Source organism: Paenibacillus farraposensis, from assembly GCF_020736845.1.
In the GTDB taxonomy this organism is placed as follows: domain Bacteria; phylum Bacillota; class Bacilli; order Paenibacillales; family Paenibacillaceae; genus Paenibacillus; species Paenibacillus farraposensis.
Genome location: NZ_JAFFQR010000105.1, coordinates 26,508 through 42,660 on the forward strand (window position 1 = coordinate 26,508; position 16,153 = coordinate 42,660).

A 16,153-nucleotide genomic window follows, 5' to 3' on the forward strand; every position below is an offset into this window, starting at 1 on the left:
AACCTGCACATAGGGGGATTGTGTGTTACATGAAAAAATCGTTAGACGATATTCAGCATGAGGTAGATCAGTATATATCCCAATTCAAGGAAGGATATTTCAGTCCCTTGGCGATGCTCGCCCGGATGTCCGAGGAAGTTGGAGAATTGGCGAGAGAAGTGAATCACTCCTTTGGCGAGAAACCGAAAAAAACGGACGAAGCCGACAATTCCATTGAACTGGAGCTGGGGGACATCTTGTTCATCACGGTTTGTTTTGCGAATTCGCTGGGGATCAATTTGACCGAGGCTCATAACAAGGTCATGCATAAATTTAACACGCGAGATGCGAATCGCTGGACCAAAAAGAACACCGATTAGCGTTTTGTACATATGCTGTACCAAACCGGTTCCCCGGAGGTGCAGTGTCATGAAGGCGGAGGAATACGTTCAGAAAGCGTATCAATGCATTTTACAGAATGATTTTGAGCAGGCCGTGAAATGGTTTGAAAAAGCGATTTCTGCCCAGCCTGATCATGCGGAACATTATTTCCGGTGTTCAGTTACCTATGCCCGCAGCGGGCGTTTGGAGCAAGCGTTAGCCTATGCCAAGCATGCGGTTCGTCTGGCTCCGGATCAGGATGAATATGTGCTTCATCTGCATGCGCAGAAAGCCAGGCAACTTACAGAGAAAGCCAGAAAGATGCTGGATGTCGACAAAACTACACCACAACTGCATCAGGATGCGATTTTGCTGCTGAAACGGGCGATTGCTCTTGATCCGCTATGCGGTGATGCATTTATGCTGCTCGCATTGATTTATGATGAATTGAATGAATATAAGCTGGCTGTACAGGCTGCGCATGAAGCGGCCTCATTGTTTCCCAACAATGTACAGCTTGCCAATCTCATGAAGAAGTTATGCCAACAGATGAATGAACAAATCTAGCATGAATTGATGCATAAGGAGTTGTTGGGATATGTCAGAGCCAATAAAAGTAGCTGTCGTAGGAGCAGCAGGGCGCATGGGCCGTGAGGTTGTCAAATTGGTTCTTCAGGATGAGGAACTACAGCTTGTGGCCGCAGTGAACAGAACGCACGCCGGCAGTGATGCCGGCCTTCTCGTCGGACTGCCGGAAGCGGGTATCGCCATTGTCGAGAATGTGGAGCAGGCTTTGCTGGATAGCAGGCCGGATGTCATGGTCGATTTTACGGGACCGCACTTTGCGTATGCAAATACAGCGCTTGCGATCAAGCATGGAGTACGTCCGGTTATCGGAACCACGGGGTTTACACCTGAACAGATTAATGAATTGGACAAGCAGTGCCGGGAACAACAAATTGGCGGGCTGATTGCGCCTAACTTCTCCATTGGAGTTATTTTGATGATGCGGTTTGCGGCCCAGGCGGCAAAATATTTTCCGCATTTGGAAATTATCGAATATCACGGTGACCAAAAACTGGACGCGCCATCAGGTACCGCCATTAAGACTGCAGAACTGATCGCTGAACAGCGGGAGGAATTGCGACAAGGCAATCCGGAGGAGGAAGAGACCCTGGAAGGATCACGCGGTGGCTACTATCAGGGCTTTCGAATTCACAGTGTCCGGCTTCCCGGCGTATTTGCACAGCAGGAAGTGGTATTCGGAGGATTTGGACAATCCCTCAAAATCCGTCAGGACTCTTATGAGCGGGCAGGCTATATGCCAGGCGTCAAAATCGGTATTCAAAAGGTGATGGAGCAACTGGGACTTGTATACGGGTTTGAGCATTACATTGATTGAGAATAAGCGAATAAAATGACGAATGGTACTATAGAATGAGGCAGGAGGAATCTTGAATGTTAAAGATTGCATTTATAGCGCATGATCGCAAAAAGGATGAGATGGTTAATTTTATAACGGCATATGAGCATGTGTTTACGGATCATCAATTGTATTCAACAGGTACGACAGGTCTGCGCATTATGGAGCAAACCAAGCTTCAAATTCACCGTTTCATGTCAGGTCCGCTTGGGGGAGACCAGCAAATCGGGGCCATGGTTGCGCAAGACGATATGGATATGATTATATTTTTGCGTGATCCGTTAATGGCACAGCCCCATGAACCGGATATTAGCGCGTTGCTGCGGCTATGTGATGTGCAAGGGATTCCTCTGGCAACGAATGTTGCCACTGCTGAAATCCTGGTCAAGGCGCTGGATCGCGGCGATTTTGCCTGGCGTGAGTTGGTACATAAATATAAACCGGGTCTTGACCAGCTGGGTGATGTGAAATGACGCTGGATATATTGATTTTTGGAGCCCATGCTGATGATGCCGAGATCGGTATGGGAGGCACGATTGCCAAGCATACAGCCGCCGGTTTCAAGGTGGGCGTGTGCGATTTGACGCGGGCGGAAATGTCCTCGAATGGGGATGTGGATACTCGTATGGCAGAAGCTGAACAAGCTTCAAAAGTGCTGGGCCTTGCTGTGCGGACGAATCTGGGGCTGCCTGACCGTGGATTATATGTGACGCCAGAGCATGTAGCTGCAGTTACAGCAGAGATTCGGCGCCATAAGCCAAAAGTTGTATTTGCACCTTACTGGGAGGATCGGCATCCGGATCATGTCATGTGCAGCAAGCTGGTGGAGGAAGCGGTATTTAACGCCAAGCTGCGACGTTTTATGCCGGAGCAGCCTGCGGTGCAGGTGGAGCTATATTTTTATTTTATTAATGATATCGGCAGAACGGACTTGATCGTCGACATTACCGGGCATTATGAGGCCAAGGAGCAATCATTGTTGAGCTATGTCTCGCAATTCCAGGCCGTACCGGGGAAGGATACGGTATCTACGCCGTTAAATCAGGGTTATGTGGAACGTGTCAAAGCCCGAGACTCTTTGCTTGGTCAGCGCAAACTGATTTCATATGCAGAGGGCTTTGCGTCCAAAACGCCTCATGTGGTTAATCTATTCACCTAGGACTAATAAAATTTTCACTATTTAAATGCACAGCATCCTTCATACAACAGAAGGAGATGTGCACTGTATTCGGTGTATCATATCATGAAGGTTATTTCCGTTGAACGGAAGGGGGCAGCTTAACTTGACTGACAAATTAAAGATTGGAATTACCTGTTATCCATCGCTCGGTGGCTCCGGCGTAGTGGCGACAGAGCTGGGCAAGCTGCTGGCCGAGAAGGGACATGAGGTCCATTTTATTGCCAACAGTATTCCGTTCAGATTAGGAGGGGCATTCCAAAAAAATATTTTTTATCATGAGGTTGAAGTTAACGACTATTACGTATTCAGATATCCGCCCTATGATTTGTCACTGGCGACCAAAATGGCCCAGGTTGCACAAATGAAAAATTTAGATGTGCTTCATGTTCATTATGCCGTGCCACACGCGGTATGCGCTTATTTGGCCAAGGAAATGGTAGGCGATCACCTCAAGGTAGTAACTACGTTGCATGGTACAGACATTACGGTGCTGGCGCAGGATGAATCGCTAAAGGACCTGATCCGGCTGGCTATTAACAAAAGCGATGCTGTGACCGCAGTTTCCAAGGATTTGATTTGCGAAACCATTGATGCACTGGAGATTACACGGCCTATTGATTTGACCTATAACTTTGTAGATAAGCGTGTGTATTATCCGAGGGATGCGGCTGCACTGCGGAAAGATTTTGCCCAGCCTGATGAAAAGATCTTGATGCATATTTCCAATTTCCGCCCTGTCAAGCGGGTGGGGGACGTACTGGATATCTTTGAACGAGTGCAGGAAAAAATACCTGCGAAGCTGCTGCTGGTCGGGGAAGGCCCGGACCTTCCGAAAATCCGCTGTAAAATCGAAAGCCTGGGCTTACAGGATAAGGTGTTCTTTTTGGGCAAGCAGGATGAGATTGCACAAGTCATTTCCATGGCGGATGTACTGCTGCTTCCTTCGGAAAAAGAAAGCTTTGGGCTGGTCGCCCTCGAAGCCATGGCCTGTGGAGTGCCGACGGTTGGTTCCCAGGCGGGCGGTGTACCGGAACTCGTTATTCATGGAACGACGGGTTATCTTGCTGAAATTGGCAATACCGAGGCAATGGCTCAATATGCAGTCGAACTGTTATCCGATGAAGCGATGGCAGAGCGTTTCCGTGAAGCCTGTCTGACACGTGCCCGTACTGTTTTCTGTGATAAGCTGATTAGTCGTCAATATGAAGAGATATATTACCGTGTGTTGGGACGCGAGGTGCCGGATCTTAAACCGATCAGCGTTTAAGGAGGCGGACTCGCGTCCGTTTTTTGTAATGAATACTTGCAAAGGGGGAAACCCTGTGAACACAAATACCTGGCAATATGCTGATCCAGAGATGGCTCTCCTTGGCAGAGAGGTCATACATACCCTTACGGCTGCCGGTCATGAGGCTTACTGGGTTGGCGGATGCGTGCGGGATGAGCTGTTAGGCCGTGCTATTCACGACATGGATTTGACCACTTCGGCTGAGCCAGATCAAGTTATAGCACTGTTTCCTCATGTGATTCCGACCGGGATTCAGCATGGGACGGTTACGGTCATGCAGGGCGGCCATGCGTTTGAGGTGACCACATTTCGTACGGAAAGCGGCTATGCCGATCACCGCCGTCCAACGGAAGTTGCTTTCGTGAAGGACATCCGGGAGGACCTGATGCGGCGCGATTTTACCATGAACGCGATAGCGATGGATGAGTATGGAGGGCGAGTGGACCCGTTTGGAGGCGAAGCTGATTTGCGCGCTGCCCTTGTCCGTTGCGTGGGACGGGCTGAGGAACGGTTTGAGGAGGACGGATTGCGGATGCTGCGCTGTATCCGTTTTGCCTCTGTTTTCCAGTTTCGTATCGCTTTCAACACCTGGAAAGGGATGATAGGGCGCAGAGAAGGACTTCGCTATATAGCGATGGAACGCGTGCGGGTCGAGCTGGAAAAGATGCTGTCCGGACCGGATCCGCTGCGTGGTCTGGAAATGCTGAGCCGCAGCGGCTTGCTGGCGTGTACCAAGGCTCCGGTTCCCTGGCAGCAATGTGAAGGGGATGCGCTTCACGGGATCGTGAGGTTGCCGGATGAGCTGCGCTTAGGGCTGCTATTGCTGGCTTGCAGATTGGCCCCAGAGGAGGCGGACGAGCTGTTAAGAGCCTGGACTTTCTCCAACGCTGTACGTCAGCGGCTGGTTCATCTGTTGGCATGGGAGAGCGCGCTAATCGGCTTTGCTGTTGCGATAGCTGATCACTCCGCTTCCAAGAAAGAGGATGACCGTCACGATGACTTGCTGCGTCGCAGCTGGATTCAACTGTTAATCAAGCTGGGGCCGGATACTGCTGCAGATTGGCTGAAGCTTTATAAAGCGCTGCCCGCTTCGTTTCGTGGATTGTCGCCGGAGGTAGCCAAGGATGTGGCAAGGATGGCAGAACAGGCCAATGTATGGACGAAGCAGGCTGCAGTGATTCGTATCAAAGATTTAAATATTACTGGAAATATACTGGTTCAAGCGATGAATCGACCGGGCGGGCCATGGCTGGGGAAAACGATGGAACAGCTTGTACTAGCCGCCGCCTGCGGAGATATTCCGAATGAAACGGAAGCATTGCTTGAGGAAGCGAAACGGGTGATAAGTCGTGAATAACCATGAAAAATTGTTAAGCATATTGGAAGAGGGAGCATCCGATTATATATCCGGGGAGGAAATCAGCCGTCGTCTCTCGGTTAGCCGCACGGCCATATGGAAGCAGATTAACAAGCTGCGCGAGTTGGGCTACACCATTGAAGCCTCCTCGCGTCGCGGCTATCGTTTGGCGTCCCGGCCGGATCGCCTGGAAGTCTCCAAGCTGGCACGTGCATTAAATTCAAAATCGTTTGGCCAGCGTATCGTTGTACTGGATTCGACGGTTTCTACACAGCAGGATGCCATGCGTTTGGCAGAAGAGGGGGCGCCGGAGGGGACCGTCGTGATCGCGGAGGAACAGACGGCTGGGCGGGGACGCTTTGGGCGCAGATGGTTTTCACCTCGCGGCAAAGGCATCTGGATGAGCATAGTGCTGCGTCCGACCCAGCCGCTGGCCTTCACCCCCCAACTAACGCTGCTTACAGGTGTGGCCATGTGCAGGGCTATTCGCCGGCTGACCGATGTCGAGGTTGGCATCAAATGGCCCAATGATCTGCTTATTCATGGCCGTAAGGTGTCCGGCATTTTGCTGGAATCGGCGACCGAGGATCAACGGGTCCGCTATTGCATTGCAGGTCTTGGCATCGATGTAAATTTAAACCCTGAGGATTACTCTCCAGAGTTATTGAAGGTGGGAACATCCTTGAAAATAGAGACCGGGCGCGAGATTGAACGTACTGCACTGATTGCCGCGGTGCTGGAAGAGATGGAGCAGCTGTGCAAGTTATATGCGGAGCAGGGGTTTCAGCCGATAGCCATGCTTTGGGAAGCGTTATCTGTAACGATAAACCGCAGCGTACAAGTGCATACCGGACAAGATATCCCCGTAGAGGGTACAGCTGTCGGTTTGGACCCTTCCGGGGCCTTGGTGATCGAAACGGATCAGGGGGAGCGAATTCAGGTCATTTCCGGGGATGTGCAATTGTAAAAGCAGCTTTAGCTGTGATTAACAGCGACAATTCTTCCGATTCTTGTGTAAAACTTCAAGTGTAAAAGCGGATGATTTTTGTTATACTTTGCAGGAGGCGGCATCGGACGGTCCGAGCTGCACTCCAAGGGCACATGCTCTACTTTAGAAGATTATAAACCCATCATAACTTCATTTGAAGGTTACGTTGGATTCTGCTCTGAGCCGAACAGGACCGAGACAGAAGGGACGATCTCAAAGTGAGTGTCTTTTTTGGCTGTTCGGACCTTTTGATGACGCAGATGTACACGCGTTCATAAGCAGATGTACACGCGTTCATAAAAGGTTATTTTTTGTGCCCAAAAAAGGTGGAAGGGAGCATTGGCAATGGCAGGAAAACAAGCACTGAATATTGTGAAAATGAAGAAAATGAAGCAGGAGGGCATTCCGCTTAGTATGCTGACTGCCTATGATTATCCTTCAGCTAAACTAGCTGAAGAGGCGGGAATTGACATGATTCTCGTCGGTGACTCGCTGGGGAACGTGGTGCTTGGTTATGATTCGACTATTCCTGTAACTTTGGATGATATCGTGTACCATTCCCGGGCGGTGGCAAGAGGCGCGGAACATACATTTATCGTAGCGGACATGCCTTTTATGACATATCATGGCAGCGTGGCAGAAAGCCTTCAGGGTATCCGCCGTCTGATGCAGGAAGGACATGTGCATGCTGTTAAGCTGGAGGGCGGAGCGGAAATTGCCGACGTTGTGAAAGCGACTGTCCAGGCAGGTGTCCCTGTACTGGGGCACATCGGCCTTACCCCGCAGGCGGTTAACCAGATTGGCGGCTATCGCATCCAGGGTAAAGACGAAGCGGATGCACGCCGCCTGATGGCGGATGCCAAAGCGCTGGAAGAGGCAGGTGCCTTTGCCGTTGTGCTCGAACTGGTGACTGAGGAAGTAGCAGCGGCGATTTCCAGAGAGCTCTCCATTCCGACGATTGGAATTGGTGCCGGACGCGGATGCGACGGGCAAGTGCTGGTCTTTCACGACCTGATTCAATATGCATCGCCTTATTACAGCAAGCGTTTTGTGAAAACCTATGCCGATGTAGGCGGCTTGATCCGTAGCAGCATTGAGCAATATGTGAGCGATGTGAAGGGACGGGCCTTTCCGGCTGAAGAGCATGTGTTCAGTGCGGATGACCGTGTCGTAGAAGCGCTGTATGGCAAGGCTAAAGGCCAGGTAGAGGAACAAGCTAAGGAAAAGGTGGAATCCCGGTCATGATCATCGTAAGAGAAGTGGCTCAGCTGCGGCAGGCTATTGCTGAACGCCGGCAGCTTGGCACATGCGGAGCAAAAGAGGTACACGGTGCAACTATACAGCAGCATACAGTCGGGTTTGTACCGACGATGGGGTATTTGCATGAAGGCCATGCGAGCTTGATGCAAAAGGCGCGTGAAATGGCAGACACAGTGGTGCTCAGCATTTTCGTCAACCCGATTCAATTTGGACCTAATGAGGATCTGGACAGCTATCCTCGGGATGAAGCACGTGATCTAGAGGTCGCGCGGCGCGAAGGCGTGGATATTGTATTTTTGCCAACTGTAGCAGAAATGTACCCGCAGCCGACCCGAACCAAAATTCACGTATCGGCCTTGACCGAACGCTTGTGCGGTGCTTCTCGTCCAGGGCATTTTGATGGTGTGACCACAGTGGTAGCCAAGCTGTTTAACATGGTTAATCCTGATCTGGCCTTCTTTGGCATGAAGGACGCGCAGCAGGTTGCCGTGCTCCAGCAAATGGTGACCGATCTCAATATGAATGTGACCATTGTACCTTGCCCTATTGTTAGAGAGGCTGACGGTCTGGCCCTGAGCTCGCGCAATGTGTATTTGAGTGCGGAACAGCGGGAGCAGGCGCTGGTGCTGTCCCGGTCACTGTTCAAGGTACGTGAAGTGAGCGAGGATGGTGCCCGAAATACGTTTACGATCCATCAGATCCGTCAGATGGTGGAGTCCACCATCGCTTCCTCGCCTTTGGCGGACATTGACTACATCGAAATCTTAACGTTTCCCGGCTTGGAGCCCCTGCTTCCCGAGCAGCGGCTAAGTGATGTTAAAGAGGACATCATTGTAGCGCTGGCGGTGAAATTTGGGAATACCCGCCTGATTGACAATATAAGGTTACAGAAAGCGGAGGTGCTTTCCCATGTTTAGAACCATGATGAAATCGAAAATTCACCGGGCGACGGTGACCGAGGCCAATCTTAACTATGTGGGGAGTATTACGATTGATGAAGGTTTGATGGAGGCAGCCGATCTGTTGGAAAATGAAAAGGTTCAAATTGTAAATAACAATAACGGAGCCCGGCTGGAGACCTATGTTATTCCTGGGCCGCGCGACAGCGGCGTCATTTGCCTTAACGGTGCGGCAGCGCGTTTGGTACAGCCGGGGGATACGGTCATTATTATTTCCTACGCATCGATGCCGAATGAAGAGGCAAAAACATACAAACCGACCGTGGTATTCGTGGATGAGCATAATAAACCGGCTCAGATGGCGAACAAGGAAGTACATGCTACGATCATGTAATGAATGGGAGTGCGGATGAAACCTGCCCTTTAGGCGAAAAATGTGATTGTATTAATCCATCTTTCGTAAGGGCGGGATGCACATGTTCCAGCATGTATTCGCAGAAATGAACAGCATGTTAGATGATATCGTGAAGCATTACCCATCAGCCCATGGCTCCCGCAAGCAGGAGCTGCTACAGCATTGGAGTTTGCTGCGGAAAATGAGCGACAGAATTATGGATGAATGGCTGGCCTTTGAAGAAAAAATGGTTTGCCTGCGGGCAGCCGGATTTTCCGCAGAGTCCAGCATGTCTGACACCGAGCTATCTAAACAGGGACTGCCTGAAAAAGAGCTGCCAGCTTATAGCCGAGGGCAAGGGTACTACCGACTGCTCATGTACCCTGAGGCAATCCAGCAATTCGAGCAGGTATTGCAGCGTTTTCCAGAAAGCTGGCATAGTTGTATGTATTTGGGGATGTCGTATTCTCAACTGGGGAATACAGCGGAGGCAGTACGCCATTTTGAGCAGGTGCTTGACCTGACTGAGCAGCGGGCACTCAAAGCGGTCATTTATAATGCGCTCGGCTGTCTGATGGCAAAACAGGCGGACGTGAAGACAGCGCAAAAATGCTTTGCTCTCGCACACCAGTTCGATCCTGCGATGCCCGAGCCCTTGCACAATATGGAAGCCTGTTTGTCCGGTATCGAAATGCTTCGATACGACTGCTCACTGATGGCTTGGATGTAGTTGTCAGACACCGGATAGACGATGCATGCCCACCTCCTAGGCGGTGTGTGTGTCGTCTTTTTTGGCTGTCTTAATTTCCAAAAAGGCGATCTTCTGCTATGCTGTTATACAGAGTTCATATTTTTTGTATGTGTTAAAAGAAAGGATTAAGCTCGAATGAAATTTGCGGTATTGGATTTTGAAACAACAGGCACCCAGTCCGCGGATGACATCATTCAAGTCGGACTTGCGATTATAGATCATGATAACAGCATTTCCCGTGTTTACGGTTCTTATGTGAATCTTGGCAGATCCATTCCGCCTTTTATTACCGGGTTGACCGGAATTACGGACGATGACGTCAAGGATGCTCCTGCACTCGAAGAGATGATGATGGAGCTTGTACCTATGCTAGATGATGTGGTTCTGGTCGGTCATAATGTGGCCTTTGATTTTAATTTTTTGCAGAACGCTTTGGAACGCTGCGGATACCTGCCGTTTAGCGGCAGAATTCTGGATACGATAGATTTTCTGAAAATCATGTTTCCATCGCTTTCGTCATACCAGCTAGGCTTTGTTTCCTCTGAGTTCGGGCTGGCCCACGACCGCCCCCATCAAGCAGACAGCGACGCGCTCGCTACAGCTGAGGTGTTTTTGAAGTGTCTGGACGAGCTTCGCGCGCTGCCTTTAATCACGATTGAGCGGCTGAGCGATTTGTTTGCAGAGGAAGACAGTGACCTTGGCTGGTTTCTTGACGGGATACGTGAGGAGAAAGAGCTTGATCCCATTCAGGATCTGGAGGGGCATCAGTTTTATCGTCAGCTTGCACTGAAGATAGAAGATTGGACAGAGATGGCTGCTCCGCGCAGAGAAGATGACCCGAGTCCGCTATCAGGTGTGTCCTTTGAAGATTACATGGAGGATGTGCGAAAGCGATTGCGTTCATCCTTAAGCCAATATGAGGAGCGCGAGGCGCAGGTACAAATGATAGAGGGTGTTAACCAGGCGCTGAGTGAAGACAAGCATTTGCTGATTGAGGCGGGGACAGGAACGGGGAAATCGTTAGGCTATATGCTTCCATCACTGTATCACAGTGTAAAATATGGACAGCGGGTCACAGTAAGCACGCATACCATCAACCTGCAGGAGCAGTTGCGCGAGCGTGATATTCCGATGCTGATGAAGGTGATTCCGTTCCCGTTTCGGGCTGCCATTTTTAAGGGGCGTGGACATTATTTGTGTCTGCGCAAGTTTGAACATAAAATAAATAGAAGAGACTTCGCAACACCAAAGGAAGACTTAATTACGGCAGCTCAGATGATCGTCTGGCTGACGCTGACGGAAACCGGTGATGATGAAGAATTGAATCTGAGCAGCCGCGGCGGAGATTTTTGGGAAACGGTGGCTAGTGATTCCGAATCCTGTCTTGGCCGCTCCTGCCCGTGGTTCCGCAAATGCTTTTACCATCGCGCACGTCATGAGGCGGGAATATCCGATGTGGTTATTACCAATCACTCCAAGCTGTTTACGGACGTCAAAGCAAGCCATCAGCTTTTGCCAAGCTATGAGCATCTGATCATTGATGAAGCACACCATTTGGAGGAAGTCGCTGGCAAGCATCTGGGCATGCACATGAAATATTTCACACTCGTTCATACGTTGACGCGGCTGTTCAAAGACAGCAAGAATGGACAGCTTCCTTCACTGCGTCAGCAGCTGGTGAAATCCGGGCACGAGAAATCGGCGGATTGGGCTTCGACGATCGATCAGCTATATCCGCTTGTGCTGGAAGTCAAGGAGACATGGGATATGCTCAGCGACAAGCTGTTTGGGATGCTGCCGGAGCGAAGTGATGCGACACCGGGGGAAACGGGGCAGTTTTCTTCCCGTCTCAAGCCGTCAGCCAAGCCTGCCAAGTGGGATCAAGCGGCTGCACTTGAGAATCAGATATATGTCACGCTAAGCGACATTTTGCGCAAGGGCGACAAGCTGATGCTGGACGTAAAAGAAGAATTTGAAGATTATGCGGCTGACAGTCTCATTACGGATATTACGGGTTTGCTCAAGGATTTGGCGGGTGTCAGGGAGAATTTGCGCTTTTTTATGCGTCTTGATGATGAGACAACCGTATACTGGCTTGAAGCGAGTGGGCAATTCCGCAGTAAATCATTGCAATTTTATGCAGTGCCTGTTGATGTGAGCCGCCAGCTGAAAGAAATGTTTTTTGACAAAAAAAGAAGCATTATTCTGACTTCAGCCACCTTATCGGTCGATAAATCGTTTCAGTACATGACCGATCAGCTCGGCTTGCAGGAAGCCGCAGAGGCAGGGCGGCTGATGACTTCGCAGCTCCCGTCGCCGTTTAAGTACAGGGATCAGGTGCTGCTGGTCATTCCCCGGGATTTCCCGAGTGTAAAGGGCAGTGTTGGGGACGCTCATTTTGTAGATATGCTCGTTAGCTCGTTAAGTGCAACTGCTCAGGCGACCCGGGGGAGAATGCTCGTTTTGTTTACCTCCTACCGGATGCTGAGGCAAGTGTATGAGCCGCTCAAAGAGGCGTTATCCTCCAGCGATATCACAGTGCTGGGACAGGGGGTTGACAGCGGGAGCCGCAGCAAGCTGACCCGGCGCTTTCAAGAGGCCAAAGCTTCCGTATTGCTTGGAACCAGCAGCTTCTGGGAGGGGGTTGATATTCCAGGCAAGGCGCTGACATGTCTGGCGATCGTCCGTCTGCCGTTTCAACCGCCGAATCATCCATTGCTGGAGGCGAAAAGCGAGCTGCTGCAGCAGCAGAAGAAAAATCCATTTATGAAGCTGTCTGTCCCACAGGCAGTCATTCGCTTCAAACAGGGATTCGGGCGTTTGGTACGTACAGCGAGCGACCACGGGGTCGTTATCGTTTATGATACACGTGTGATCGAATCCTTTTACGGAAAGCATTTTTTGTACTCGTTGCCGGGACCCAAAATGGAGCATATGCCGACGGAGCAAATGGTGCCCCGCATCTCTGAATGGCTCCAAGCCGACCCGGAGACTGACACTTAAAAGGCGGACACGAAGACATATCGGTTAGATTAGGGGGAGCAGTATGAAATCAGAAAAAATCTCTGAGGCCGTTGTACGGAGGTTGCCCGTATATTTACGTTATCTGAATGCACTGAACAAAAGGGAAGTGGCTACGGTCTCTTCCCAGGATCTGGGGCATAGGCTGAACCTCAATCCGGCCCAAATCCGCAAGGATCTCGCGTATTTTGGCGAATTCGGTCGTAAGGGGATCGGCTATGATGTGACTTATCTTATTGAAAAAATACGCCATATCCTGAAAATTGACCAGCAAATCAACGTTGTCTTGGTCGGAGCAGGTAATCTGGGCCAGGCTCTTTCGAATTACAATGCTTACCTGAAAGACAATATGAAAATTGTAGCCGTATTCGATGCTCTTCCGGAAAAGGCCGGAACAAGCATTAATACCCTGGTCGTTCAGCCAATGGATCAATTGGAATCAACGGTGAAGAAAAAAAATATCCGGATCGGGATTATTACCGTACCGGATTTTGAAGCGCAGCAAGTGGCTGACAAGCTGATTGAGAGTGGAATTGAAGCGATCTTGAACTTTGCACCGATCATTCTGAAAACCCCGGAGAACATCCGGGTCCATACAACAGATTTTACAACCGATTTGCTAAGCCTCGCTTATTATTTAGAGGATGGAAGGGAAGAGACAGAAGATGACAGTGAATAAATGGATCATTAAAAACGGCTCCTTTGCTGTAAACGGACCTGAAGTTGGGATCATCCACGGTTATATGATTGTGGAGGATAGCCGGATAACCTATATTGGCGAGACCCTGCCTGCGGGAGAAGAAGAGACAGAAGCATTTGACGGTAAAGGGTTGCTCTTTTTACCTGGCCTGGTTAATACGCATGGCCATGCGGCGATGTCGCTGCTGCGCGGGTATGGCGATGATCTGGCACTTCAGGTATGGCTTCAGGAGAAAATGTGGCCGATGGAAGCCAAGTTTACCGCTTCAGATGTGTACTGGGGCACATCACTGTCTGTGCTGGAAATGCTGAAAGGCGGCACAACGACCTTCCTGGACATGTACGACCATATGGATGAGGTAGCTCGTGTAGTAGAAGAGTCAGGTATCCGTGCCAGTCTGATGCGAGGAGCGATTGGACTCTGCTCGGAGGAGGAGCAGCGAATCAAGCTGGCTGAGGCGGTGGCTTTTGCGCGTAACTGGCATGGCAAGGCGGATGGACGCATTACAACGATGATGTCTCCGCATGCGCCATACACATGTCCGCCTGCATTTATCGAAAAATTTGTTCAGGCTGCGCATGATTTGGATTTACCGCTTCACACCCACATGTCCGAGACCATTGCTGAAGTTGAACAAAATGTAAGCGAATATGGTCTGCGCCCGGTTGCGCATCTGGATAAGCTCGGCTTTTTCTCCCGTCCTTCGCTTGTTGCCCATGCTGTTCATTTGAACGACGAGGAAATAGCCTTGCTGGCTGAACGCGGTGTGGCGGTTTCCCATAATCCGGGCAGCAATTTGAAGCTGGCAAGTGGTGTAGCAAGAGTGCCTGAACTGCTCCGTGCGGGGGTTACCGTATCGCTGGGTACAGATGGTCCTGCCAGCAACAACAATCTGGATATGTTCGAGGAAATGCGCCTGGCTGCGCTGATTCACAAGGGTGTATCCGGTGATCCTACTGCGATCCCTGCGCATGAAGCGCTTCGTCTGGCAACTGAGTACGGGACAAAGTCAATTGGTTTAAAAGAAGTTGGGGCGCTGGCAGCAGGCAATAAAGCTGACTTTATTGCGCTGGATTTGAATCAGGCGCATTTTCTGCCGCGTACGGACCTCATTTCCCATGCCGTATACTCTGCAAGCGCCAAAGATGTGACTCATGTCTGGGTAAATGGTCGTCAGGTCGTGAAAAACGGTGAGTGTTTGACGATGGACGAGGAGCGTATCCAACATGAGGCACAAGCCGCCTTTGAAGGGCTGCTGTCGCGCTAATTCAGGTGTCACATCCCCTTAGAGAGGAAGCTCGGGTTTGAAAAACAAGAAAAAATGGATAGCGGTCGCCATACTGGCCGTCATACTGATCCTGGTCAGCATGTTCTGGTATTATTCTTACGTTACTCAAGACCAGGTGGCTGAGAGAAATGCCGCTATCATTAAGGCCAAACAATCAGGTGGTCTGGTCAGCACGACTCGAACATGGAAGTCCGTCTGGAATCAGGTATATTGGGTAGTGCAAGGGAAAAATGCCCAGAATGAAAACATCATGGTGTGGGTTCCCTTCCAAAGAGTGGAGGGACAGCCTAATGTACCTGTCTCCGATAATAGCGGTGTTCATACGGAGCTGCTGAAAAATGGAGTCGACGAGCAAAAAATGACGGCCATCATTCAGCAGCAGCTTCCGGATGCCGATATTGTGAGTCTCCGGCCGAGCGTGTTTAATGGTGAATATGTATGGCAGCTGTTTTACGATGATGGAAGCCACCATTACTACACCTTTTACCGTTTCTCAGACGGGGGAACGACGGGTGTCAAATACGCGCTGCCAAACGACTGAGCTGCAGAATAGGCTATGAAGTATGCGTTGCTGGTATCACGGGTGGTAAGGCCATAAAAGATGTGTCGTTTGAATAGAGTATGAGACAAAACAGACGTAAACACGATTTTCGTATTTGCGTCTGTTTTTTGTTTTGTATTGGTGATCAGAAGCGGCGCGAACTGGACTTGATAAAAGTGAAAAATAAGTTAAATATGAAAGTCTATTACATAGATTATCCTGTTTTTTTCTAAAAATGCTCTAATTATAGATGCAGACTAACGTAACCTATAATTTTGTGTCTATGTTATCATGACACGTTTACTCAAAAGGAGATTCATGAACTGGGGAAAATAGATGGGAAAGTCGATGTCTCCAGTTGCGATCAGGTTTTCGCCGCTGTTTGTTTCCTTCCTGGCAGGTCCGGATTCCGATTACATCACTTAACAATCTCCTTTGATCGACGGCGGCATGATGTTCCTGTAAAGGACTATGTTATTAATGATGAGGTATAAAGCTCTTATATATGCGGTTCAGGTGCTGTTTACAAATTTTTGCTGCAGCCAATTCGCTTATAAAAGCAGGAATAGCCGAAAGAATGTAAAGTGATCCGAAATAAGCTAAAATAAATCCAGAGATTCGAATTAATAAGAAAAAGACGTAAATACGATGAAATTCGTATTTACGTCTTTTTTTGACATCGTTGCAAAGCCGGGCTGAAAGC

Annotated in this window: 16 protein-coding genes; all 16 read left to right on the top strand. The window is 49.8% G+C overall.

Annotated features, from left to right (window positions below):
• Window positions 1-29 precede the first annotated feature (29 nt).
• Window positions 30-359 (top strand): nucleotide pyrophosphohydrolase, encoded by a 330-nt coding sequence (locus JO375_RS16510; RefSeq protein WP_229525496.1) that lies wholly within the window; start codon window positions 30-32, stop codon window positions 357-359.
• Between the two features lie 49 nt (window positions 360-408).
• Entirely contained in the window at window positions 409-927 is a 519-nt protein-coding gene (locus JO375_RS16515) for a tetratricopeptide repeat protein (protein ID WP_229525497.1), read from the top strand.
• A gap of 31 nt (window positions 928-958) precedes the next feature.
• Complete coding sequence (gene dapB / locus JO375_RS16520; protein ID WP_229525498.1) at window positions 959-1,762, top strand: 4-hydroxy-tetrahydrodipicolinate reductase; 804 nt, start codon at window positions 959-961, stop codon at window positions 1,760-1,762.
• 56 nt (window positions 1,763-1,818) lie between these two features.
• Complete coding sequence (mgsA, locus tag JO375_RS16525; protein ID WP_229525499.1) at window positions 1,819-2,256, top strand: methylglyoxal synthase; 438 nt, start codon at window positions 1,819-1,821, stop codon at window positions 2,254-2,256.
• Window positions 2,253-2,942 (top strand): bacillithiol biosynthesis deacetylase BshB1, encoded by a 690-nt coding sequence (bshB1, locus tag JO375_RS16530; RefSeq protein WP_229525500.1) that lies wholly within the window; start codon window positions 2,253-2,255, stop codon window positions 2,940-2,942. Before mgsA ends, bshB1 begins: the two co-directional genes overlap by 4 nt.
• A gap of 124 nt (window positions 2,943-3,066) precedes the next feature.
• Window positions 3,067-4,230: an N-acetyl-alpha-D-glucosaminyl L-malate synthase BshA gene (gene bshA, locus JO375_RS16535; RefSeq protein WP_229525501.1), complete on the top strand. Its 1,164-nt coding sequence runs from the start codon at window positions 3,067-3,069 to the stop codon at window positions 4,228-4,230.
• Window positions 4,231-4,285: 55 nt separating this feature from the next.
• A complete protein-coding gene (locus tag JO375_RS16540; RefSeq protein ID WP_229525502.1) occupies window positions 4,286-5,608 on the top strand; it encodes a CCA tRNA nucleotidyltransferase in 1,323 nt (440 codons plus the stop codon).
• Window positions 5,601-6,575: a biotin--[acetyl-CoA-carboxylase] ligase gene (locus tag JO375_RS16545; RefSeq protein WP_229525503.1), complete on the top strand. Its 975-nt coding sequence runs from the start codon at window positions 5,601-5,603 to the stop codon at window positions 6,573-6,575. The genes JO375_RS16540 and JO375_RS16545 overlap by 8 nt, the downstream gene beginning before the upstream one ends.
• Window positions 6,576-6,941: 366 nt before the next feature.
• The gene (panB, locus tag JO375_RS16550; RefSeq protein WP_229525504.1) at window positions 6,942-7,841 is read left to right on the top strand and encodes a 3-methyl-2-oxobutanoate hydroxymethyltransferase; all 900 of its coding nucleotides are present in this window, start codon (window positions 6,942-6,944) and stop codon (window positions 7,839-7,841) included.
• Complete coding sequence (gene panC / locus JO375_RS16555; protein ID WP_229525505.1) at window positions 7,838-8,773, top strand: pantoate--beta-alanine ligase; 936 nt, start codon at window positions 7,838-7,840, stop codon at window positions 8,771-8,773. Before panB ends, panC begins: the two co-directional genes overlap by 4 nt.
• Window positions 8,766-9,149: an aspartate 1-decarboxylase gene (gene panD / locus JO375_RS16560; protein WP_229525506.1), complete on the top strand. Its 384-nt coding sequence runs from the start codon at window positions 8,766-8,768 to the stop codon at window positions 9,147-9,149. Before panC ends, panD begins: the two co-directional genes overlap by 8 nt.
• A gap of 82 nt (window positions 9,150-9,231) precedes the next feature.
• Complete coding sequence (locus JO375_RS16565) at window positions 9,232-9,879, top strand: tetratricopeptide repeat protein (RefSeq protein WP_229525507.1); 648 nt, start codon at window positions 9,232-9,234, stop codon at window positions 9,877-9,879.
• 156 nt (window positions 9,880-10,035) lie between these two features.
• Entirely contained in the window at window positions 10,036-12,903 is a 2,868-nt protein-coding gene (gene dinG, locus JO375_RS16570) for an ATP-dependent DNA helicase DinG (RefSeq protein WP_229525508.1), read from the top strand.
• A 43-nt stretch (window positions 12,904-12,946) separates the two neighbouring features.
• On the top strand, window positions 12,947-13,600 hold the full coding sequence (locus JO375_RS16575) for a redox-sensing transcriptional repressor Rex (RefSeq protein ID WP_229525509.1): 654 nt from the start codon (window positions 12,947-12,949) through the stop codon (window positions 13,598-13,600).
• Window positions 13,587-14,888 (top strand): amidohydrolase, encoded by a 1,302-nt coding sequence (locus JO375_RS16580; protein WP_229525510.1) that lies wholly within the window; start codon window positions 13,587-13,589, stop codon window positions 14,886-14,888. Before JO375_RS16575 ends, JO375_RS16580 begins: the two co-directional genes overlap by 14 nt.
• Before the next feature lie 37 nt (window positions 14,889-14,925).
• Complete coding sequence (locus JO375_RS16585; protein ID WP_229525511.1) at window positions 14,926-15,450, top strand: cell wall elongation regulator TseB-like domain-containing protein; 525 nt, start codon at window positions 14,926-14,928, stop codon at window positions 15,448-15,450.
• Window positions 15,451-16,153 lie beyond the last annotated feature (703 nt).

Coding starts and splice junctions, on each gene's coding strand:
- JO375_RS16510 (WP_229525496.1), top strand. CDS start 30: ATGAAAAAATCGTTAGACGATATTCAGCATGAGGTAGATCAGTATATA.
- JO375_RS16515 (WP_229525497.1), top strand. CDS start 409: ATGAAGGCGGAGGAATACGTTCAGAAAGCGTATCAATGCATTTTACAG.
- dapB (WP_229525498.1), top strand. CDS start 959: ATGTCAGAGCCAATAAAAGTAGCTGTCGTAGGAGCAGCAGGGCGCATG.
- mgsA (WP_229525499.1), top strand. CDS start 1,819: ATGTTAAAGATTGCATTTATAGCGCATGATCGCAAAAAGGATGAGATG.
- bshB1 (WP_229525500.1), top strand. CDS start 2,253: ATGACGCTGGATATATTGATTTTTGGAGCCCATGCTGATGATGCCGAG.
- panB (WP_229525504.1), top strand. CDS start 6,942: ATGGCAGGAAAACAAGCACTGAATATTGTGAAAATGAAGAAAATGAAG.
- panC (WP_229525505.1), top strand. CDS start 7,838: ATGATCATCGTAAGAGAAGTGGCTCAGCTGCGGCAGGCTATTGCTGAA.
- panD (WP_229525506.1), top strand. CDS start 8,766: ATGTTTAGAACCATGATGAAATCGAAAATTCACCGGGCGACGGTGACC.
- JO375_RS16565 (WP_229525507.1), top strand. CDS start 9,232: ATGTTCCAGCATGTATTCGCAGAAATGAACAGCATGTTAGATGATATC.
- dinG (WP_229525508.1), top strand. CDS start 10,036: ATGAAATTTGCGGTATTGGATTTTGAAACAACAGGCACCCAGTCCGCG.
- JO375_RS16575 (WP_229525509.1), top strand. CDS start 12,947: ATGAAATCAGAAAAAATCTCTGAGGCCGTTGTACGGAGGTTGCCCGTA.
- JO375_RS16580 (WP_229525510.1), top strand. CDS start 13,587: ATGACAGTGAATAAATGGATCATTAAAAACGGCTCCTTTGCTGTAAAC.